Genomic DNA, 20,890 nt, shown 5'->3' with positions numbered 1-20,890 from the left:
TGGCGGCAGGGGCGGTCCGGTCCCTCACCTGTTCTGGTCCGGCCGGCGCGCCAGTACCTCGGCCAGTTGCCGGGCGTCGGGGGCCTCGGGATGTTCCGCCGTGCGGAGCCAGTCGGCCGCCAGCTGTGAGCAGTCGTCTTCCTGCGTACGCGTCAGCAGGCCGGGACGTTCCAGAAGCACCGACAGTACACCGGCGGTGTACGCGTGCGACGGGTACGCCTCGAGCCATGCGAGCGCCTTCCGTACGGGCTTCGAGGGCTCCCCCGTGGCCCGGTCCGGGTACACGGGGGCCTCCGGGCGGCTCAGCAGCAGCCCGAGGATCACCCCGGCGAAGGAGGTGTCGCGGTCCACGTCGAGCCACTCCAGGGCGCGGACGACGACCCTGCGGGCCTGGGAGTGGTCGAGGTCCGTACGGCTCAGCAGCGGCATGAGCAGTTTGGTCCCACGCGAGCGCATGCACCTTTCGTTGCCCAGCCACTTGTCCGCCAGGTCCACGAGCGGGGCGAGTTGCCGCTTTCCGATCTCCTGGCGACGCAGGGTCACCCCCAGCCGCTCGACGGCGCTCTTGCTGAGGGTTGCGGGCGGCCGGCTCCGCTCTGCGACGTGTTCGGCGATGCGGGAGCCCTGCCCCACGGGCAGCGGTCCCTTCCGGCACAGGGCGCGGAGCTGTTCGTGCGACATGTCGACGTGGCCGTCGTCGACGCACTCCAGAAGCCGCCCGACCATCCGGCTGCGGCGCGTCGGGTCGGGCGGGTCGATGTCGAAGAGCGGCGTGAGGACCCGGTGCGCGGTGTCCGCGGTGTGGTGGACCTCCAGCCAGTCGAGGGCACGGTCGACGGCTTCGGCGATGAGATCTTCGTCGAGTCCGGGGCACGTCAGCAGCGGTTGCAGCATGTGTGAAGCCACGTCGAGTGTGCCGTGACTGTCCGTACGCAGCCAGGTGAGGGCAGGCCGTGCCGCCCGCACACCGGCCCTGTCCGGTCGCAGCAGAGGGCCCAGCAGGAAGCGGGCTTCCGGTGAAGTGCCATGTGCGGTCAGCCAGTTGAAGGCGATGGCGACGGGATCGTCTGTTCCGGGGGCGTCGCGGTTCCAGGTGACGCCGTGCAACGCGAGCAGCGGCCCGAGTACGAACGAGACGTTCTCGGATTCAGGATGCCGCTCGAGCCAGCCGAGGGCGAGCCTGACGGCGTCCTGCGTGTGCGGTCCGAGTGCCGGGTGTTTCAGCAACGGCCGGAGTACGAAACTCGCCTCCTCCGAGGCGAGGTTGGTTTCGACGTCGAGCCAGCTGACCGCCGCGTCGCAGTGGTCGTGGGCACCTGGCACTTCGGTGCGTTTCAGCAGGTCGCCGAGGACGGACCTGGCCATCTCCTGCACGCCGTGGGTGCCGGTGCGGAGCCATGCCATCGCGTACTGCGCGGTCCGCTCCGGTACTCCGTCCGGGAGTTGCGTCCGTGCAAGCAGGGCGCAGAGGACGAAGTGGGCGTCTCCGCACGGATGATGGCTCTTGAGCCAGGCGAGGGCGAGGTTCGTGAGGTGTTCCGGATCGAGCCCGTGATCGGAACGCAGGAGCAGCGGTGACAGCACGAAAGTCGCCTCGTGGCTGGTGCCCCGCTTGGCGAGCCACTCCACGGCGGCGACGGCGGCGGTCTCCGAGCGCTTCCCGTACAGGTCCGGGTGCATCAGCAGGTGTCGCAGAACGAAGGCAGCCAGCGGTGAAGTGCCTTGGCCGGCGAGCCAGTTGAGGGACCGGTCGAAGACCGACTGGACCCGGGGGCGTCCCAGGTCCTCGCTCTTGAGCAGCGGGACGAGCACGAAGGACGCCGACTCCGCGTCAGGATGCCGTCCGAGCCAGGTGAAGGCGAGCCTCAACACCTCGTCACGCAAGCGGGATTCGAGACCGGCACGGCCCAGGAGCCTGTCCAGCACATGTGCCGTCGCGGGCACGGGGAGGTGCGAGACGGCCACCGACAGGCCCTTGGCGACGGCCTGTTCCACGACGTCCGCCGGGAGGTCCTCACGGGCGAGCAGCGCCTCGGCGAGGACAAGGGGACGGCTGCCCCACGAAGTGCCGTGTTCGCCGAGCCACTTCACCGCCAGGCGTGCGGCCGTGGAGCGGTGTGTCCTGCAGACGCCCGGCGCGCGCAGCAGGGCTTCGAGCACGCTCCGGGTCTCGCGCCGCAAGCCCGGGTTCGCCTCGACCCAGGCGACGGCCGTGGCGGACAGGCGTTCGGGCACGGCTTCGGAGGTGTCGCGTACAGCGCCGACGAGGAACCACTGCGTGAGATGCGGCGCCTCCTCGGCGGCTCTGGCCAGCCACGGCTCCACGAGCCGGTCCCACGCCTCGATGACGCCCGACTGCCACGGCGGGCCCGACAGCAGCGCCCGCAGCGTCCGTTCGCTCTCCGCCGGGTCGGCAGTGGAGGCCAGGCGCGCCGCGAGGCCGGCGGCGCCCTCTCGCCGGAGCCACTTGTCGCAGACGCGCCGGACTTCTTCCCGCTTTCCGGCGTCCAGGTCCGTGCTCCACCGCCGCAGGTGCGTCGCGGCGCGGGCGAAGGTGCCGGCGGAGACGAGGAAAGCCGTGAGCATCCGTGCGGCGGTGGTGCTTTCGAGGCGGGTCCTGTTCGGCAGAAGGGCCTGCTGGAGCAGTTCGTCGGCCACGAAGTCGTGCATGACGTCGAGTCCGCCGGCCGATTCGAGCAGCCAGCTCAGGTCGATCAGGTGCCCCACGACGCCGATCTCGCCGTCCTCGAAGTCCCGGTCGCCGTGGGCGTCGAGGAAGGCGGCGACGGCGTCCTCCACGGCGTCCCGCCCCTGAGGGCAGGCGGCGGCGGCAACGGCGGAGGCCAGCAGCCGCGTCCGCCCGGGCCCCGTCCGCCCGTCTCCCAGGTCCTCGCGGGTGCGCTGACTCAGCCAGTACGACAGGTCCTTGTCGTTGCGCAGCCCGGTGCGTTGCAGCACGTCACGCTCGCCGTGGAGGTAGCGGTACTCGATGGCTTTGGCGATCAGCAGGGCGAGGACGGGCCGGGTCCCGCACACCTGGGCGACTTCGTCCGTGCCGAAGGCTTCCACGGCCTTCTGCGCGGCGTTTGCGACGATGCCGCGCGTCACCGCCTCCTGGTGGGAATCCTCCTGGCAGACCTCGATCTGCTCGAAGAGCCGCATCTGTCCGCGGTCTTCGGCGTCCTGCACAGCACCCGGGCGGAGCGAGGCGATGCACGTCAACCGGGCCCGGGCGGTGCGCCGTTCCTCCACCTTGTCGGCGAAGTCCGCGCCGAGCGCGGTGTAGCGGTCGAGGTAGTCCAGAACGAGCAGGACGTCACGGCCCGCCGAATGGAAGGCGCCGACGATGTCCGCCAACTCCTCTGCGGAGACGGTGGCGTCCCGCTCGACGTGCAGTACGGTCCAGCCCTTCTCTGCCGCTCTCTCCGCCACCTCGAAGCAGGTGCGTGTCTTGCCGCTGCCCGCGGCGCCGACCAGCACCACCCCCAGGTCTCCGGGTCTCGAACCCGGCGCGGACAGCGTGGTCAGGTGCCTGAGAAGGTTGTCCGGTTCGGCCCTGTGGGTCTTCCCCGGGCTGACGAACGAGACCTGGGCGTTCGTCAGGTACTTCCTCTGGTTCCAGCCCTTCACCAGCTCCTGCTCGTGCGTGCGGACGCCGTCGGGGAGCTGCCGGGCTCCCTCGGTCGCGTCGGGAAGGGAAGCGGGGTCCAGGCTGCCGCAGCCGAGGAGGGCTTCCAGGCGCCGCAGTTCGTCCTCGTCGCCGATCAGGTCCTTCCAGGCGTCGACGCGGCTGGCGGTGAGGCGGCCTCCCTCGGCCTTGTGGTGCTCGGTGACGACGCCGATGATGCGGCCGGCGCTGAAGACCACCGCGCCGGACATGCCTGCCCAGGGCTTGTACTCACCGTGCTGCTCGTCCGGGTGGCGGGGGTCCGCGTCCGGGTCGGGGGGATCTTCGACCCTCAAGTTCAGTGTGCGGGCACGTGAGTTGGCGTGTGGGGCGCATGTGGCGTGCACGTGGTCCACGTCGCGGAACCGGCCTCCGGCCGCGGCGTGGACCAACTTGAACAGGGGCAGGCCCTTCGCCTCGCAGGGAAGCCGCACGGTCTGGTCGCCGATCCGGGCGAAGGACTCGGACGGTACGGGCTCCTGGGAGCCGATGGTGAGGACGGCGATGTCGATGCGCGCGTGGTGCCACGCGGTGGCCGCGTCGAACTCGCGCTCGTGCGGCTGCCGGCCGGCGTTGAAGCGCACGCGTATGCCGGAGGCGTTCTCGACGGTGTGCGCGCACGTCAGCACCAGGCCCGGAGCGATCAGGTAGCCCGAGCCGCGGCTGTCCTTCGCGCTGTCGCGGCTGACGATGACCTCGGCGACCCGGCCGTTGGGCAGCGCCGTCCAGGGGGCTGCGCCGGGGGTCCCTCCGTCAGATCTCGTCACGGAGTTCGTCGCCGGAGATCAGCGGCGAGCGCGTCGTCCCGTCCTCTCCCACTCTCCTGGGGTGCAGGGTGAGCGTGATCCGCTGAGTCTGCGAGCGGGTGAACCTGGCGTCGCCGCCCGCGTCGACGACCCAGAAGCGCACCTTCCCACTCGCGCCCTTGTCGCGGCCGGCGGCGACGGTGGCCTCGACCTCCACCGGGCCCAGTTCGAACTGGAGTTGTTCGCCCGCCTCGGCGCCCTCCGCCGCCGCGGTCTTCAACTCCGTACGCAATTGCCGCACCAGCTCGGACAGTTCGATCGGCTGCCGTTGCTCCCCGTTCCCCGCCATGGTGCGGATTCTATGGGGCGCCGCGGAGCGAGTCGATGCGACGGAATCCGCCACTCGTACGGAACCCGCCCCTCGTACGGAGGGCTTCCGGACGCCTACCCCGCGGCCTGCTCCGTGGCCTCGGGGTGGCCCGTTCCCGTCCAGGTCGGCCGGACCGTCCGGCGTACGTCATCGATCAGATGCCGGATCCGGCCGCACGCATGTCCTCGTACTGCCGGCTATCAAGGCGCGTGCCCCCCAACTCCCCGTCCGCTCGACGTGCTTCGGGCTCGGCCGGTGGGCGGGCGAAGCCGGGGTCAGACCGAGAGGAAGTCCCTCAGCAGGCGCGTGAGGGAGCCCGGAGCGTCGATCCATGGGAAGTGCCCCACGCCCTTGAGGACGTGCAGCCGCGCGTTCGGAAAGGACTCGGCCACCGCTTCCCCCGCGCGCATGCCCGTCACCGCGTCGAGATCGCCGGTGACGACGAGGACGGGGACGGCGACGTCGGCCAGCGCCTCCAGGACCGTCAGCCGCGACGGTTCGTCGATGCCCTGCCAGAAACCCGCGCGCGGCACGGGGTTGAGCTGGTCGCTCTCGGTGGCGGCGTGCGCGCGTTGCGGAGCTTCCCAGCGTCCGTAGGCCATCGGCGCGGCACGCAGCAGCAGTTCGCGGATCTGCGTGAGATCCGTGGCGTTCTCCAGCAGCCGTACGGCCTCTCGGGCCTCCTCCCACCAGGGGCCCTCGCCCGCCCGCGACGCGAAGATCTCCCGTGCGTCGTCGGGGAGTTCGCCCTGCAGCCGCGAGCCGGGGTTGAGCAGTACGAGATGGCTCAGACGGGCAGGGTGCGCGGCTGCGTACGTCTGGGCGGTGGCCGCCGCCGCGTCGTGCGCGAGGAGGGCGAAGCGGTCGAACCCCAGTGTCCGGCGCAGGGCTTCGACGTCCTCGGCGAGGCGCGGGAAGGCGTACTCGTCCGGGTCCGCGGCGGCCGGAGAATCGCCGGTGCCGCGCGAGTCGGGAACGATCAGGCGCCGGTACGCGCTCAGCCCGCCGAGGTCGCCGAGGTAGGCGGCGTCGCGAGCCGGACCGCCCGCGAGACAGACCAGGGGCGGACGGTCCCAGCTCGTGGGAGCGTCGCCGATGACGCGGTAGCTGAGTTCGGCCCCGTCGTACGAGGTGAAGTACGGCATACCCCTCAGCGTGCCCCAAGGAGGGGTGAACAGCCGTGACCGTCCGCCCCTGCCCGGGGGGCGTCGAGATCCGGCCGCACTAGGGCGCGTATCGGGTTGTGATCAGCGGAGCCGTGACGACCCGCTATGACGCAACGGCGGCTCGACCCGCGGCCGGGCACGACCAAGGAACGCTGTTGCCCCCGCCTGTGATGGTCACTAAGGTCGGTCGGGTGACTGCCGGGTCGGCCATGGGCCACACACAAGTGAGGTTCCCGGCCTCGGCGTGAGCACGAGGCGGGCAAGAGGCCCGCCCCCTTCTCCGCGTCTTTGCTCCCGGCGCCCGCATACGGCGCCCCATTCCAGCGGATCCCAAGACCGGAGACACATCACTGATGTCCTATGCCCAGCAGTACCCGCATGAATCCGAACTGCCAGCGGCCAGCGTCCAGCTGAACCACACTGCCATCTACGCAAGCGACCGGCACCTGTCTGCCGAGTTTCTCGCCGCGGTCCTGGGCTTGAAGGTCGGCGCCCCGTTTGGGCCGTTCCTGCCCGTCGACCTTGGCAACGGCGTGACGCTCGACTACTACGAGAAGAGGGACGAGCCGATCCAGTCGCAGCACTACGCCTTCCTCGTCCCTGACGAGCAGTTCGACGCCGTTATCACCCGTCTGGAGGTGATCGGGGTCACCTACTACGCCGACCCCAGCCACACCGAACCCGGCCAGATCAACCGTCTATTCGGTGGTCGCGGCGCCTACTTCGACGACCCGGACGGTCACAACATGGAGGTCATGACTCGGCCTTACGTCCGCCCGTAGGGCGCGACAGGGCTGTGGTCAAGGGGCGCCTCGGGTGAGGTCTTTGATCCAGATCATCGAGGCGCGCAGGTGCAGTCCGGCGAGGTAGCTGTCCGGGGTCTTGTCGTATCGGGTGGCGATGCCCCGCCAGGACTTGAGCTTGTTGAACAGGCACTCGACCGTGTTCCTCTCCTTGAAGAGGTCGGCGTCGTGGCTGACGGGCCGGCCGCCCCTGGAGCCCCTCTTCTTCCGGTTGGCGGCCTGGTCCGACTTCTCCGAGATGACCGCCTTGATGTGGCGTTTTCCCAGGTGGGCCCGGTTGCCGCGGAACGAGTAGGCCTTGTCCCCGGCGACCGCTTCCGGCCTGGTGCGGGGGCGGCCGACAGGACCGCGGACGCGGATCTTTCATCTCCGGCCACTGCCCGCTTGAACCGCCAGATCACACCCTCGAACTGCTGCCGCAGCCGCTCGGGGTACGGCCCGTACTCGCCGATCGGCAGGTACGGGCCGATGAACTCCCACTCCACATCCGTCAGTTGCACTCGCGTCACGCAAAACGATCTACCGGAACAGGCCCCACCGCAAAGGTAAATCCCGCAGATTGATCACGACTCGATACGCGCCCTAGGTCGAACGGACGACGGCACCGGGACCACTGACAGGTGCCAATGTCAGTCGTGGCCCTTACCGTTCCCGTATGACTGCATCTGGGGACGGCGCCCGGGAGCCCGGAGGCGTGAAGGACCCGGCACCTGTGAGGACCACCGCCCCGTCGTCGGACCTTCCCGTTCCCGTACCCGTTCCGGCGGATGCAGCCGATGCGGCTGCCGGACTGCCACCGCCGCCGAGCGGCGCCGGTCTTCCCCGGACGCAGAGCGGCGCTAGTCGTCCCCGGACGCAGAGCGGTGCCGGTCTTCCCCGGACGCAGAGCGTCCTCGGGCGCGGCTATCTGGCACTGACGCTCGGCATCGTGTCGGTGGTCTTCCTCATCGCCTTCGAAGCGACCGCCGTCGGCACGGCGATGCCCGTGGCGGCCGGCGAACTCGACGGCGTCTCCGTCTACGCCTTCGCCTTCTCCGCGCTCTTCACCACCTCCCTGCTCGGCATGGTCGTCTCCGGACAGTGGAGCGACCGGAGCGGGCCGCTGCCGCCGCTGGCGTGGGGGATCGGGTCGTTCGCGGCGGGTCTCCTGCTGTCGGGCACGGCCACCACCATGGGGATCTTCGTCGCGGGCCGCGCCGTGCAGGGCATCGGCGGAGGGCTGGTCATCGTGGCGCTGTACGTCACCGTCAGCCGCGCCTACCCGGAGCGGCTGCGGCCCACGGTGCTGGCGTGCTTCGCCGCGGCGTGGGTGGTGCCCGCCGTCGTCGGGCCGTTGATCGCCGGTTCGGTGACGCAGCATCTCGGCTGGCGCTGGGTGTTCCTCGGGGTGCCGCTCCTGGTGACGGTGCCGCTCGCCGTGATGCTGCCGGCGGTGCGGCGCACCGCGTCGGGGCCGCCGCCCGGTGACTCCGCCGCGGGCTCCACGGGCTCCACGGACCCCAAGGACCGCCGCGGCAAGAGTCCGGCCGACCGCCGGCGGCTGAGGTTCGCCGTGGTGCTGGCCGCCGGCGCGGGCCTGCTGCAGTACGCCGGACAGGAGTTGACCCTCTCCGCGGTGCTCCCCGCAGTCGCGGGGGCCGCGCTGCTCGTGCCGGCGGCGCTGCGGCTGCTTCCGCGCGGCACGTACCGGGCGGCGCGCGGGCTGCCCGCGGTGGTGCTGCTGCGCGGCATCGCGGCGGGCGGATTCGTCGTCGCCGAGAGCTTCGTGCCGCTCATGCTGGTCAGCCAGCGCGGCCTGTCCGTCACCATGGCCGGGCTGACGCTGGCGGCCGGCGGGGCGACGTGGGCGCTGGGCTCCTTCACGCAGTCACGGCAGCGTATGGCGCCGTACCGGGAACGGCTGGCACGCGCCGGGATGGTGCTGGTGACGGCCGGCGTGGCCTGCACCCCGGCGGCGCTTGCGCAGAGCGTGCCGGTGTGGACGCTGGCCGTCGCGATGGCGGTGGGCTGCTACGGCATGGGCCTGGTCATCTCCTCCACGAGCGTGCTGCTCCTGCAGCTGTCCGCTCCGGAGGAGGCGGGGAAGAACTCGGCCGCGCTGCAGATGTCCGACAGCCTCTCGAACGTGGTGCTGCTCGCCGCGACCGGCGCCGCCTTCGCGCTGTGCGGAGGCGGTTCGGTCAGCGTGGGCGTCGCGGGGGGCGGCGCTGCGGGGGCCGCGGCGTCCGACGGCCGGCCGCTGGCGTTCGTGGCGGTCTACGCGATCGCGGCTTCGGTCTGCGCGCTGGGCGTGGCCGTCGCGGGGCGGCTGCGGGAGCGGGCATGAGCTCGGTACCACCTTGACCCCAGGTCGTACGTACCGTTTTGGTATGGCTATGAACCTTCGTCTCGACGACGAGCTCACCGAAGCACTCAAGAAGCAGGCGGAGCTCGAAGGGCGCAGTATGCACGCAGTAGTGCTCAGGGCTGTGGAGCGCTGTCTGGCGCGGAACGCGCGCGAAGCCATGGTGCGGGAGACCGCGACCAAGGAAGCCGCCAAGTGGCACGAGCTGATGGAGCGGCTCAAGTGACCTCCTCCAACTGGCCGCCGAGGAGGTCTCGACCGTCGCTCGTGCCGCATGCGGTGGTGTGGAAGTCGAGGTACGGGACGCCGGCCTCCTGGAATCGGCGGTGCATCGTCCCTCCGCGTCGATGTTCGGCGAAGAGGCCTATACGGATCTCCTGGACAAGGCGGCTTCGCTTCTCCAGTCGCTGGCCCTCAACCATCCGCTCGTGGACGGAAACAAGCGCATGGCATGGCTGTCCTGCGTCACCTTCCTGACGCTCAATGGTGTCAGCCTGCGGCCCGACATCGATGCGGCCGAGAGGCTGGTCATCGGCGTCGTGACGGGCAGGATCGACGAGGTGAAGGTCATCGCGGAAGGACTTCGCGCTCTGCGGGACGACGCGTAAGTGGAAATGAAGGGTGTCGCGTGCGGGGGTGGCCGGCGAAGCCGGCGCCCCCATTGCCGTTGCTGCGCACGGTCGTGCTCTGCCCGCCGGTTTCCGAGCTCCGGTGCCGGTGTGTCGCCGGGGGCCCAAATTCTGCTTATGGTTCTGGCATGTTCGACTCGCGGCACATCCGGACGTTCCACGAAGTGGTGCGGGTCGGTTCGTACTCGGCGGCCGCGCGGACGCTCGGCTACACGCAGCCCGCGATCACGCAGCAGATGAAGGCCCTCGAACGGTCCGTCGGCACACCGCTGTTCGTCCGGGTGGGGCGGCAGATGCGGCTGACGGAGGCGGGCGAGGCGCTGGAGCGGCACGCGGGCGTCATACTCGACCGGATCGCGGCCGCGCAGCAGCAGATGTCGGCGATCACAGGGCTGCGCGCCGGACGGGTGCGGATGTGCGCGTTCCCCAGCGCGGGTGCGACGCTCGTGCCGGAGGCGCTGGCGCGCCTGGCGGACGGACACCCGGGCGTGCGGGTCGAGTTGCAGGAGGCGGAGCCGCCCGACTCGATGCGGCGCGTCGCCGACGGCGAGTGCGACATCACCCTCGCCTTCACCTATCCCGGGCTCCACGCCCAGGTCCCTGACGAGCTGGTCGAGATCCCGCTCATGGAGGACCAGCTGACCGTGCTGCTGCCGACGGGGCACCCGATGGCGCGCCGCCGCGCGGTAAGGCTCTCCGAGCTGGCGGACGAGCGGTGGATAGCGGGCTGCCTGCGCTGCCGGGCCAACTTCCTCCACGAGTGCGCCGAGTTGGGCTTCGCGCCGGACATTGCCTTCACCACCGACGACATACTCGTGGTGCAGAGCCTCGTCGCCGAAGGGCTCGGCATCGCGATGATGCCGGGGCTGGTGCTCTCCTTCCTCGTGCACCGCAAGGTCACCGGACGGGCCCTGGACCCGCCCTCGCGCCGCCAGGTCTCCGCGTACGTGCTGCGCGAGCACCTCGAAATCCCGACGACCGCGCTCGTGCTGGACGAACTGAGGACGGCCGCCGCGAACCGCGTCGGGTGCTGAACGCCGCGCACGTCCCGGTCGGCGCCCCGCCGCGAGGTGGGAATCCGGCCGGCGGACTTCGCTTCCATAAGCGTTCGTTGGGGAAGGGCGAAGAAACCCTCGTTGGACGTGATGGTTCCGTGGCCTCACTCTGCGGACATGGCCACTTCGACGCAGCACCACCCCGCGGAGACCGCCGCCGGCACCGTGCCCCGTACCACCGCACGGCTCGACGCCCTCGTCGGGGAAGTGCGCGAAGTGGTCGGCCGCGGAACGGCACCGGACGTCACCGCGTACCTCGTCGGTGAGAAGCTCGCACCGCACCTCGGCACCGGCGACGCGGACGGCCTCCTCACTCCGGAGCAGCAGGAGGGCGACCCCGGCCGCTACCGCCAGCACCTGCTGCACGCCGAGCACGACGGCAGCTTCTCGATCGTCGCCCTGGTGTGGTTGCCCGGTCAGTGCACGCCGGTGCACGACCACGTCTCCTGGTGCGTCACCGGCGTCCACGAGGGCGAGGAGCACGAACGGCGCTACCGGCTGCTGCCCGCGGAGGAACCGGGCGGGAGCGCGCGGCTCGTCGCGACGGAGGACGTGGTCAACCCGGTGGGCGCCGTGTGCGGATTCGCTCCGCCCGGCGACATACACAAGGTGTGGAACGGCTGCGGGGAGAAGGCGATTTCGCTCCACGTCTACGGTGCCGACATCTCACGCCTGGGCAGCAGCGTGCGCCGCGTGTACGAGTTGCCGGCGGACCGCTGATGGCGCTGCTGGGGGACCGGCCACCGGCCTCCCCCGCCCCCTCGCCCGCGCGTCCCGTCGCGGGCACGGTCCGGCCCTCCCGCAGGGAAGCCGCCCGCACCGACCGTTCCGCCCGCAGCGTCCGCCCCCCGGGACCGCTCACCACCGGCCCGCTGCCGGGTCTGGCGGTGGCCGCGCTGGGCGTCGCCGCCGCGGGATCCGTGCATCTGCTGGTGCCGGCCGTGCCGCTGCTGACGGCCGCCGTCGTCCTCGGCATCCTCGCCGCCCACCTGCCCGGTGCGCGGAAGCTGGTGAGCGGGACGGCCCGGCCCGGTCTGTCGTTCGCGGGCAAGCGGCTCATGAGGGTCGGAGTGGTGCTGCTCGGGCTGAAGTTGAGCGTCGGCGACATCGCCGGTCTCGGCTGGGCGACCGTCGCGATGGTGCTCGTCGTCGTCGCGGCGACCTTCTCCGGGACGCTGTGGCTCGGCAGGAGGCTCGGTCTCCCCGGCGACCAGCCGCTGCTGATCGCCACCGGCTACTCGATCTGCGGCGCCTCCGCGATCTGCGCCGTCAGCGAGGTGCGGGAGAGCGAGGAGCGCGACGTGGCCACGTCCGTCGCCCTCGTCACGCTGTGCGGCACGCTCGCCATCGCCGTACTGCCGCTGCTGCACCAGCCGTTGGGCCTGGACGCGGGTCAGTTCGGACGCTGGGTCGGCGCGGGCGTGCACGACGTCGGCCAGGTCGTGGCGACCGCCCAGACCGCCGGGCAGCACGCCCTCGGGCAGGCGGTGCTGGTGAAGCTGATGCGCGTGGCGCTGCTCGCGCCGCTGGTGGCGGCCGTCGTGCTGTCCGTACGGGCACGCCACGCGCACTCCCGGGACGCCGGCGCCGAAGTGCGGCCCGACGGAGCCGAGGACGGCAAGAGCACCGGTGAGGACGCCGCGACCGGCACCGGCACCGGCACTCGCGCCGCGACCGGCACCGGCACCGGCACCCGCGTGGCGGGCCGGCGCCCGCCTCTCCTGCCGCTCTTCGTCGCCGGCTTCCTCCTCATGGTCCTCCTCCGCACGACGGGACTGCTCCCCGCTGAGGCCCTCGGCGCCGCCGCCACCGCGCAGGAACTGCTGCTGGCCGCCGCCCTGTTCGGGCTGGGAAGCGCCGTCCATCTGCCCACGCTCGCCCGCACCGGAGGCAGGGTCGCCGCGCTCGGGCTGTGCTCGTGGATCGTCATCGCCGGTGTTTCGTACGGGGGCGTGCTGCTGACCGCGTGACGCGGCCGGCAGCACTCCGCGCGCAACTTCCGTGCAGGCCCGGGGAATCCGCCGGAAACGGACTCCCCACGGAGACCGTCAGCGGCCGCCGGTAGGCTGAACCGGCCTCGCCGTGTTGTCCGGCAGCACTCGACAGCGGCCCTCGCACCACAGCGGACGACCACGCCACCGACCCACCCGGAGACCGTGACTACCAGCACCTCCTCCACCAGCCACCACCTGTCGCCCGCCTTCCCCGGCCGCGCCCCCTGGGGCACGGCCGGCAAGCTGCGGGCCTGGCAGCAGGCGGCGATGGACGCGTATCTGCAGCAGCAGCCACGGGACTTCCTCGCGGTGGCGACGCCGGGCGCGGGCAAGACGACGTTCGCACTCACCCTCGCCTCGTGGCTGCTCCACCACCACGTCGTGCAGCAGGTGACCGTCGTGGCGCCGACCGAGCACCTGAAGAAGCAGTGGGCCGAAGCGGCGGCGCGCATCGGCATCAAGCTCGACCCCGACTACAGCGCCGGCCCGCTCAGCAAGGAGTACCACGGTGTCGCGGTGACGTACGCGGGCGTGGGCGTGCGGCCGATGCTTCACCGCAACCGGGTCGAGCAGCGCAAGACGCTCGTCATCCTCGACGAGATCCACCACGCCGGCGACAGCCGCTCGTGGGGCGAGGCATGCCAGGAGGCGTTCGAGCCGGCCACGCGGCGGCTCGCCCTCACCGGCACACCCTTCCGCTCCGACACCAACCCCATCCCGTTCGTCGACTACGCCGAGGACGCCGACGGGGTGCGCCGTTCCGTCGCCGACTACACCTACGGCTACGGCAACGGACTCGCCGACGGCGTCGTGCGCCCCGTCATCTTCCTCTCCTACAGCGGCAACATGCGCTGGCGGACCAAGGCGGGCGACGAGATCGAGGCGCGCCTCGGCGAACCGATGACGAAGGACGCCGTCTCACAGGCGTGGCGCACGGCCCTCGATCCGCACGGCGAGTGGATGCCGTCCGTCCTCGGCGCCGCCGACCGGCGGCTGAGCGAAGTACGCAAGGCCGTCCCCGACGCGGGCGGCCTGGTGATCGCCAGCGACCAGGACTCGGCCCGTGCGTACGCGAAGCTGCTCCGCGAAGTCACCGGCACCGCCGCCACGGTCGTGCTCTCCGACGACAGCGGCGCCTCGCAGCGCATCGAGGACTTCCGCAACTCCGACGACCGGTGGATGGTCGCGGTGCGGATGGTCTCCGAGGGCGTGGACGTCCCCCGTCTCACGGTCGGCGTGTACGCCACGACGATCTCCACGCCGCTCTTCTTCGCGCAGGCCGTGGGCCGCTTCGTACGGTCCCGCCGGCGCGGGGAGACGGCGTCCGTCTTCCTGCCGACCATCCCGATGCTGATGACCTTCGCGCACGAGATGGAGGTCGAGCGCGACCACGTGCTCGACAAGCCGAAGAAGGACGCGGAGGACGACCCCTACGCGGAAGAGGCGGACCTCCTCGAAGAGGCCGAACGCGAACAGGACGAGGACACCGGCGAGCAGGATCAACTGCCCTTCGAGGCACTGGAGTCGGACGCCGTCTTCGACCGGGTCATGTACGACGGCGCCGAGTTCGGCATGCAGGCCCACCCCGGCAGCGACGAGGAGCAGGACTACCTCGGCATCCCCGGGCTCCTGGAACCGGACCAGGTGCAGGCCCTCCTCCAGAAGCGGCAGGCGCGGCAGATCGCGCACAGCAGGAAGAGGCCCGACGCGGAGGCGGACCTCATCGAACTGCCCGCGGACCGCCGCCCCGTCGTCACGCACAAGGAACTGCTGGAACTGCGCAAGCAGTTGAACGGCCTCGTGGGGGCCTACGTCCACCAGAGCGGAAAGCCCCACGGGGTGATCCACAACGAGCTGCGCCGGGTGTGCGGGGGCCCGCCGAGCGCGGAGGCCACGGCGGGCCAGATCGAACAGCGCATCGCGAAGGTGCGGGAGTGGGCGACGCGGATGCGCTGAGCGGCTCCGGTGCGGCACAGGGATTCCCGGCGCCGGGGCCGCGGCCGGCGAGCGCCGCGCGCCAGCGGCTGCCCGCCTCCGTGATCAGCGGGGCCCGGGTTTTTTTTCGCGGCTCCGGCGGTCGGTTCCGGTGATCGGCTCCCGGTCGGTTCCGGCGGTCGGCTCCGGCGATCGGCCCCCGGTCGGTTCCGGTGATCGGCTCCCGGTCGGATTCCCGGCGGCTTCCGGGGGCTTTCCGGGTGTTCCGACGCGGCCGGCCGGTGCCGCGCCCTACGACCGCAGGTACTCAGCCCGCCGGGACGACGGTGAGCCGTTCCGCCGCCGGTGAGGCGAACTCGTCGTCGATCACGACCACGGAGCGTCCGGCGGCGTCCAGCACGGAAGCCGCGATGGTCGCGCGCATCCCCGTCGCACAGTGCACCCACACCACACCGGGCGGCACCTCCGCCAACCGGCCGTGGAGCTCGTGCACGGGGATGTGGACCGACCCGCCGACGTATCCGCGGGCGCGTTCGGAATCGCGGCGCACATCGAGCACCACCGGCACCTCGTCCCCGGTGAGGGCGGCCCTCAACTCGTCGAACCCGGCACGGGGGAACGAGGCGACCTCATCCGCGCCGCGCGCCCAGTCGGACGGGCCGCCGCTGGCGGCAGCCGCCGGACGGTCGATGCCCACACGGGCCAACTCCCGCTGCGCATCGGCAACTTGCTCCGGGCTCTCACCCAGCAGCGTCACCGGCTTCCCCCACGGGATGAGCCACGCGAGGTAGGTCGCGAGCCGCCCGTCGCCCTCGAAGTTGTACGAACCGGCGAGATGACCGGCCGCGAAGGCCGTGCGGTCACGCAGGTCCACGACCCACTCACCGGATGCCAGGCGGGCGGCGATCTGCTCCGGGCCGGCCTGCTGCGGCGGCGTGAGATCCACCGGGTCGGGGCCCGCGGCGTTGACCGGGCCCATGTGCACGTAATAGGCCGGGATGTCCTCCAGGCCCGTGAGCAGCCTCGAGACGAAGGTCTCCACGTCGAGCGTCAGCGCGTCGTTCTCCTTGCGCTCGGCGCCGATCGTGGTCGAGTCCCCGGCCGCCTGCTCGCTGGAGCAGAAGCTGCCGAAACCGTGGGTCGGCAGCACCTGGACGTCGTCGTCCAGGGAGCCGGCCAGCCGGTGCGCGGACCGGTGCTGATCCCTGGCCAGCGACTCCGTCAGCCGCGGCTCCACCAGGTCCGTCCGCCCGACCGTTCCGATCAGCAGCGACCCTCCGGTGAACGCGGCGACGCCGTGGCCGTTCTCCTCCAGGACGTACGAGGTGTGGTGCGGTGTGTGACCGGGAGTCGACAGGGCGCGCACGGTCAGCTGCCCGTCGACGGTGACGGTGTCGCCGTCCGCGACGGGTGTCCGGGCGAACGAGACGTCCGCGCCGGCCGGCACGAGGTAGCGGGCACCGGTGACCCGGGCCAGCTCCAGGCCGCCGGTGACGTAGTCGTTGTGGACGTGGGTCTCCGCCACGTACGCGATGCGGACACCGCGGCGGGCCGTGGCGGTGACCACCCGGTCGATGTCCCGCGGCGGGTCGACCGCGATTGCGGCCTCGGGGCCGCCCGCGAGATAGCTGCGATTGCCCAGCCCCTGGATCTCCAGGGTGTCGACGAAAAACACGGCTCCGGCTCCTGCTCGATGATCCCGAATCAGCGTCCGGGTACCCGGCACAGGTGCGGCAATCATTGGCGTTCCGGTCGGGCGAGGGCCCGCGGGGGCTGGGTGTCGGCCGGCGGGTGCCGGGGGTTGGCCGCTGTTCGCGGGTGCGGGTTGCGGCTGGTGCGGGGGTGCGCGTGGGGTTCGTGGTGGGTGCGGGGGCGGGCCGTTCCGGCGGGTGTCCCGGGGCGGCATGATTTACCTCCCTGGACCGGACGGGTTTCTGTGCTGCCTCCCATATGCCGGTCCGCAAATCATGTTTGAGCCCCGTGCCCCCCGCCTGCACGTCCCGCCCCCTCCCGCCCGTCCGGCGTCTGCCGCTCTCGTTCCCTTCTCCCCTCCGGGAGTCCGGTTGGCCTGCGAGCGGCTGCCCCGTCGGCGGCCCTTCGGGTCACTCGCGCAGGCTCAACTTGCCTGCCGCGTGTCAGCGATGTCAGTAGAGAGATCAGAAGGCCAGCGTGACCAGCGTCGTCGCGTAGATCCCGATGAGCAGGGTGCCGTCGAAGCCGAGTCCGAACCAGCCTCGCCGCTGACGTACGAGGAGCCCGCCGAGCACGATCGTCGTCATCACCAACGCTCCGCAGGTGAGGAAGAGTTCGTCGCGGCCGGCGGCGTGGTACAGCGATCCGCCCGGGTAGACGATGTCGCCTACGACAAGGTTCAGCACGTCCAGGCAGTTCCCGCCGAGGATTGCCGCGATGGCAAGGGTGACTGCGCCGCGGCGCACTGCCGCGATCGCGGTCACCGTTTCCGGCAGGGCGTTGATGACGCCCATGATGCCCGCGCCGACCAGGCCGGGGGTGAGGCCCGTGCCCGAGACGATCCCTTCGGCTGCGTGGGTGACGGCCCAGCCGCCGAGAACCACGGTCAGGGCGACTGCGAGGAACTCGGCCCACAGCAGCCCGGTGGCGCGTTCGTTGTCCTTCCCCGGTGGCTGTGGCGTGTCCGGCACCGTCTCCTGCGTGCGTACCGGTCGCCACATGGGCAGTTCACTGCTGTGCATGAGCCGCAGACCGCCCGCATAGAAGAGGACGAGCACAGCCGAGGCCGGATGTCCGCCGAGCACGGTGACCTGGGGGCTGAAGGATGCCATGAGGGCGATGCCGAGAAGCCCTGTCAGGAGGCAGCCGAACAGGATGTTCTCCAGCGAAGCCGTGGCGTGTTCCAGGTTGGCTCTTCGGTGGAAGACGTCTGCGATCACGACGGCGAGAGTCTGGGCGGCGATGCCTCCGACTGCGTTGCTGTACGCAAGTTGCGGCTCCGAGTCCGCTGCGCTCACGCCAGTCATCACGATCCCGGAAAGCGACGTCACAAGCCCGAACAGGACGGCACCGAAGACTGCCTCGCCCCAGCCGGTCCGGTCTGCCAGGACGTCGCCGAGAGTGGCGAGGCGGATGCTGCACACGACGGTGAGCAGGCCAGCCGACAGCAGCGCCACCACACTCCAGGTCACCGGCCACCGGCCGTCCAGCAGTGCGAGCACGACGCTCCCTTGCTCGGCTACGACGGGTTTGCTCTGTGGTTCTCACGGAAGAAGAACATCCGCGGGCGTGTGGAGGGCCGCTGGCACGCTGCGGCCGGAGCAAATCTCCGTTCGGGCCGCGCCCGCTGCGTGTGATCTCCGGTGGGAAGAAGCTGCCCGAGCCGGTCCGTTCCGCCGCAGGCCCGCACACAACCTGCGAGCAGACGCCCGTGACGGAGGGGGATGCGAAGAGTCCCTGACGCGGCCGGACCGATACACTTTACTATCCTTTTACTGCACCGGCGGGCCCGACCGCCGGCGAACCGTCCACTCGGAGAAGGAGCCGCGGTCCCGTAATGGGTGAGCCTCCCAGTCCCTGCCGTGCCATCCCTGCGCCCACGCCTACGCGGACGGGGGTGGCACGGTGACCGAAGTGCTTCTCCTCCTGGCCGCGATCGCCCTGACTCTCGCGTGCGCCGTCTTCGTCGCGGCCGAGTTCTCCCTCACGACGGTGGAACGGAACGAACTGCAACGTTCTGCGCGGGCAGGCGAACGTGGCGCCTCCCATGCCCTGCGAGCAGTGCAGCGGCTGACCTTCCAGCTCTCGGGCGCGCAGCTCGGGATCACCGTCACGTCACTGGTGATCGGCATGCTGGCCGAGCCGTCACTGGCCTCCTTGCTGAAAGGTCCCCTCACAGCGGCGGGCGTGCCGGAGGGCGCCGTGGCCGGCACGTCGACGGTGCTCGGTGTCACGGTCTCCACCATCTTCCTCATGGTGGTCGGTGAGCTCGTCCCGAAGAACTGGGCGATCTCCAGGCCCCTGGCCGTGGCCCGTATCGTCGCCGGTCCTCAGCTGGGTTTCACGGCCGCTTTCACCCCGCTCATCAGGCACCTCAACAACACGGCCAACCGGCTGCTCCGCCGTGTCGGTCTCGAACCCGCCGAGGAGCTCGCCTCTGCGCGTTCACCGGAGGAACTGGTGGCCCTCGTCCGCCACTCGGCGCGAGAGGGAGCCATCGAACAGGACTCGGCCGAGTTGTTCGTCCGCACCATGCACTTGGCAGACCTGACAGCTGAAAACGTCATGACGCCGCGCGTGGACGTACACGCTCTGGCGGCTCACGCCACTGCCGAGGAAGCAGCCGGACTCTCGCTGGCCACGGGCCTCTCCTGCTTCCCCGTCTACCGGGACACCCTGGACGACGTCGTGGGCACCGTCCACATCCGGGACGTTCTGGCCCTCGATGAGCAGTCACGCCCCCACGTACGGGTCACCGACCTGATCACCGATCCGCTTCGGGTGCCCGACTCGCTTCCGGTCGATCGGCTCCTGGCACCTTTGCGCCGCGCTCACACCATGGCCGTCGTGGTCGACGAGTACGGCGGTACCGCCGGTGTCGCCACCATGGAGGACATCGTCGAGGAGGTCGTCGGTGAAGTGCGGGACGAGCACGACCCGGAGGCTCTTCCCGACCTGACTCCGCTGACTCCTTCCGGCGACGGCCGCCGGGCGTGGGAGGCGGATGGAAGTGTCCGCCTCGACGAGCTCGAGGAGCTCGGCTTCTCCGCCCCCGCCGGGCCCTACGAGACCCTCGCCGGTCTCGTCGCCACGCGCCTGGAGCGTATTCCGGTCGCGGGCGACCGGCTCGAGGCAGGAGGCTGGTCCTTCGCGGTTGTGCACGCCGCCCGGCACCGTGCCGACCGGATACACATCACCGCGCCCGCCGAGCAGTCCGACGAGGAAGCCCGATGACCAACCTTCAACTGATCATCGGTGCGCTCACCCTGGTCACGAACGCCTTCTTCGTGGGAGCCGAGTTCGCCCTCATCTCCGTACGACGCAGCCAGATCGAACCGCTTGCACAAGCAGGCGAGAAGCGGTCGAAGACCGTCCTGTGGGGGTTGAGGCACGTCTCCGCAGCCATGGCCACAGCACAGTTGGGCATCACCGTCTCCTCCCTCGTACTGGGTGCGGTCGCCGAACCGGCCATCGCCCACCTGCTGGAACCCGGGTTCGAGGCGATCGGTGTGCCGGCCGCTCTGACCCACCCGATCGCGTTCGTGCTCGCACTCACCGTCGCGACGTATCTGCACATGCTCATCGGCGAGATGGTGCCCAAGAACATCGCGCTGGCTGCTCCGGCTCGCACCGCGCTGGTGCTGGGTCCGGCACTCGTCGGCCTCACCCAGGCACTGCGGCCTGTCACCTTCGGGATCAACGCCTTCGCCAACGCCCTTCTTCGGCTGCTGCGAGTCGAACCGAAAGACGAAGTCGAGTCGGTCTTCACTGACGATGAGCTCATCGACCTCGTCATGGCCTCCAGCGCCGCCGGGCTGCTGGAGCCGGAAGACGGCGAACGGCTGCGTGACGCTCTCGAATTGGGCAGTCGCCCCGTGGGCGAGGTCATGGTTCCGCTGGCGCAGATGGTCACCGTCGACCACCTGATCAGCCCGCGGGGGCTGGAACGGGCGGCTGCCGCCGCGAGGTTGTCGCGGCTGCCGGTGACGGGGCCCGGTGAGACGGTCCTGGGGTATCTGCACATCAAGGACGCGCTCGGTGCGACCCACCGTGAGGAGCCGTTCCCCCGGGAGGCGCTGCACACCGTCATCCCCGTGAAGATCGACACCCCCCTGGACGACGCCTTGACCCTGATGCGCGCTGCCGGCACCCACTTGGCAGCAGTCACCGGCGAGAAGGGCACCGTACTCGGCTTCGTCACCATGGACGACGTGCTCGGTGAGCTGGTCGGTCCGCCCGCGACCGAGAGCGCGGGAGATCCGGTTTCGTAGCCGGGCGTCTGCAACCCCCGCCCTGCAGGGATCACGCACCATGCACGCACCGACGGCCCATCTCACCGCGAAACGGCCACACACCTCACAGTGAACCCCGAGCGCAAAGAAGAAGTGACCGGATTCTGGACGCACTCTTCCGGTCAGCGGAGCGGGTCGCTAGGTTCAACGCACAGCGCGATCCCGGCCACGGCTGAGCCCCCCACCGCTACGCCCCC

At 70.8% G+C, this 20,890-nt stretch carries 15 protein-coding genes and 1 pseudogene; 10 read left to right on the top strand and 6 right to left on the bottom strand.

Features of this window, described 5'->3' with window-relative positions; all coding sequences use genetic code 11:
• Positions 1-24 precede the first annotated feature (24 nt).
• The 3 genes from H180DRAFT_RS07640 to H180DRAFT_RS07630 all read right to left on the bottom strand — a co-directional run bounded on the left by H180DRAFT_RS07640 (position 25) and on the right by H180DRAFT_RS07630 (position 5,928).
• Positions 25-4,434 (bottom strand): S1 family peptidase, encoded by a 4,410-nt coding sequence (locus H180DRAFT_RS07640; RefSeq protein ID WP_055485194.1) that lies wholly within the window; start codon positions 4,432-4,434, stop codon positions 25-27.
• Positions 4,421-4,762, bottom strand: coding sequence for a trypco2 family protein (locus H180DRAFT_RS07635; protein ID WP_055485193.1), 342 nt, complete (start codon positions 4,760-4,762; stop codon positions 4,421-4,423). Before H180DRAFT_RS07635 ends, H180DRAFT_RS07640 begins: the two co-directional genes overlap by 14 nt.
• Before the next feature lie 296 nt (positions 4,763-5,058).
• Positions 5,059-5,928, bottom strand: coding sequence for an alpha/beta fold hydrolase (locus tag H180DRAFT_RS07630; protein WP_055485192.1), 870 nt, complete (start codon positions 5,926-5,928; stop codon positions 5,059-5,061).
• Positions 5,929-6,302: 374 nt separating this feature from the next.
• Here H180DRAFT_RS07630 and H180DRAFT_RS07625 point away from each other — a divergent pair, with 374 nt between their 5' ends.
• On the top strand, positions 6,303-6,731 hold the full coding sequence (locus H180DRAFT_RS07625; protein ID WP_055485191.1) for a VOC family protein: 429 nt from the start codon (positions 6,303-6,305) through the stop codon (positions 6,729-6,731).
• 18 nt (positions 6,732-6,749) lie between these two features.
• On the opposite strand, the pseudogene H180DRAFT_RS07620 reads toward H180DRAFT_RS07625, so the two are convergent.
• Positions 6,750-7,261: pseudogene (locus tag H180DRAFT_RS07620) on the bottom strand (transposase).
• Positions 7,262-7,407: 146 nt separating this feature from the next.
• Between H180DRAFT_RS07620 and H180DRAFT_RS07610 the strand changes: the two are divergent.
• From H180DRAFT_RS07610 to H180DRAFT_RS07580, 7 genes are all read left to right on the top strand, one after another.
• Positions 7,408-9,078 (top strand): MFS transporter, encoded by a 1,671-nt coding sequence (locus H180DRAFT_RS07610; RefSeq protein ID WP_079099920.1) that lies wholly within the window; start codon positions 7,408-7,410, stop codon positions 9,076-9,078.
• Between the two features lie 43 nt (positions 9,079-9,121).
• Positions 9,122-9,322 carry an Arc family DNA-binding protein gene (locus H180DRAFT_RS07605; protein ID WP_055485189.1) on the top strand — a complete coding sequence of 67 codons (201 nt, stop codon included), beginning with the start codon at positions 9,122-9,124 and terminating at the stop codon, positions 9,320-9,322.
• A 10-nt stretch (positions 9,323-9,332) separates the two neighbouring features.
• Positions 9,333-9,704: a type II toxin-antitoxin system death-on-curing family toxin gene (locus H180DRAFT_RS07600; protein WP_055485188.1), complete on the top strand. Its 372-nt coding sequence runs from the start codon at positions 9,333-9,335 to the stop codon at positions 9,702-9,704.
• A 149-nt stretch (positions 9,705-9,853) separates the two neighbouring features.
• The gene (locus H180DRAFT_RS07595; protein WP_055485187.1) at positions 9,854-10,759 is read left to right on the top strand and encodes a LysR family transcriptional regulator; all 906 of its coding nucleotides are present in this window, start codon (positions 9,854-9,856) and stop codon (positions 10,757-10,759) included.
• 138 nt (positions 10,760-10,897) lie between these two features.
• Positions 10,898-11,500, top strand: coding sequence for a cysteine dioxygenase family protein (locus H180DRAFT_RS07590; RefSeq protein ID WP_055485186.1), 603 nt, complete (start codon positions 10,898-10,900; stop codon positions 11,498-11,500).
• Positions 11,500-12,750, top strand: a complete 1,251-nt coding sequence (locus H180DRAFT_RS07585; protein WP_079099919.1) for a YeiH family protein — start codon at positions 11,500-11,502, stop codon at positions 12,748-12,750. The genes H180DRAFT_RS07590 and H180DRAFT_RS07585 overlap by 1 nt, the downstream gene beginning before the upstream one ends.
• 186 nt (positions 12,751-12,936) lie before the next feature.
• A complete protein-coding gene (locus H180DRAFT_RS07580) occupies positions 12,937-14,730 on the top strand; it encodes a DEAD/DEAH box helicase (RefSeq protein ID WP_055485185.1) in 1,794 nt (597 codons plus the stop codon).
• Positions 14,731-15,016: 286 nt separating this feature from the next.
• Here the strand turns inward: H180DRAFT_RS07580 and H180DRAFT_RS07575 are convergent, their stop codons facing one another.
• Positions 15,017-16,384 (bottom strand): MBL fold metallo-hydrolase, encoded by a 1,368-nt coding sequence (locus H180DRAFT_RS07575; protein ID WP_055485184.1) that lies wholly within the window; start codon positions 16,382-16,384, stop codon positions 15,017-15,019.
• Positions 16,385-16,865: 481 nt separating this feature from the next.
• The gene (locus H180DRAFT_RS07570) at positions 16,866-17,894 is read right to left on the bottom strand and encodes a sodium:calcium antiporter (RefSeq protein ID WP_055485302.1); all 1,029 of its coding nucleotides are present in this window, start codon (positions 17,892-17,894) and stop codon (positions 16,866-16,868) included.
• Positions 17,895-18,306: 412 nt separating this feature from the next.
• On the opposite strand from H180DRAFT_RS07570, the gene H180DRAFT_RS07565 reads away from it, so the two are divergent.
• Together H180DRAFT_RS07565 and H180DRAFT_RS07560 are read left to right on the top strand one after the other, a co-directional pair.
• Entirely contained in the window at positions 18,307-19,635 is a 1,329-nt protein-coding gene (locus H180DRAFT_RS07565) for a hemolysin family protein (RefSeq protein WP_055485183.1), read from the top strand.
• Entirely contained in the window at positions 19,632-20,672 is a 1,041-nt protein-coding gene (locus tag H180DRAFT_RS07560; RefSeq protein ID WP_055485182.1) for a hemolysin family protein, read from the top strand. The genes H180DRAFT_RS07565 and H180DRAFT_RS07560 overlap by 4 nt, the downstream gene beginning before the upstream one ends.
• Positions 20,673-20,890 lie beyond the last annotated feature (218 nt).

This window comes from Streptomyces sp. WMMB 322, from assembly GCF_900090145.1.
Lineage (GTDB): Bacteria > Actinomycetota > Actinomycetes > Streptomycetales > Streptomycetaceae > Streptomyces.
The sequence above is the reverse complement of the archived record's forward strand: the minus strand, read 5'-3'. Positions and strand labels throughout refer to the sequence as shown.

Coding starts and splice junctions, on each gene's coding strand:
- H180DRAFT_RS07635 (WP_055485193.1), bottom strand. CDS start 4,762: ATGGCGGGGAACGGGGAGCAACGGCAGCCGATCGAACTGTCCGAGCTG.
- H180DRAFT_RS07630 (WP_055485192.1), bottom strand. CDS start 5,928: ATGCCGTACTTCACCTCGTACGACGGGGCCGAACTCAGCTACCGCGTC.
- H180DRAFT_RS07625 (WP_055485191.1), top strand. CDS start 6,303: ATGTCCTATGCCCAGCAGTACCCGCATGAATCCGAACTGCCAGCGGCC.
- H180DRAFT_RS07610 (WP_079099920.1), top strand. CDS start 7,408: ATGACTGCATCTGGGGACGGCGCCCGGGAGCCCGGAGGCGTGAAGGAC.
- H180DRAFT_RS07605 (WP_055485189.1), top strand. CDS start 9,122: ATGGCTATGAACCTTCGTCTCGACGACGAGCTCACCGAAGCACTCAAG.
- H180DRAFT_RS07595 (WP_055485187.1), top strand. CDS start 9,854: ATGTTCGACTCGCGGCACATCCGGACGTTCCACGAAGTGGTGCGGGTC.
- H180DRAFT_RS07590 (WP_055485186.1), top strand. CDS start 10,898: ATGGCCACTTCGACGCAGCACCACCCCGCGGAGACCGCCGCCGGCACC.
- H180DRAFT_RS07585 (WP_079099919.1), top strand. CDS start 11,500: ATGGCGCTGCTGGGGGACCGGCCACCGGCCTCCCCCGCCCCCTCGCCC.
- H180DRAFT_RS07560 (WP_055485182.1), top strand. CDS start 19,632: ATGACCAACCTTCAACTGATCATCGGTGCGCTCACCCTGGTCACGAAC.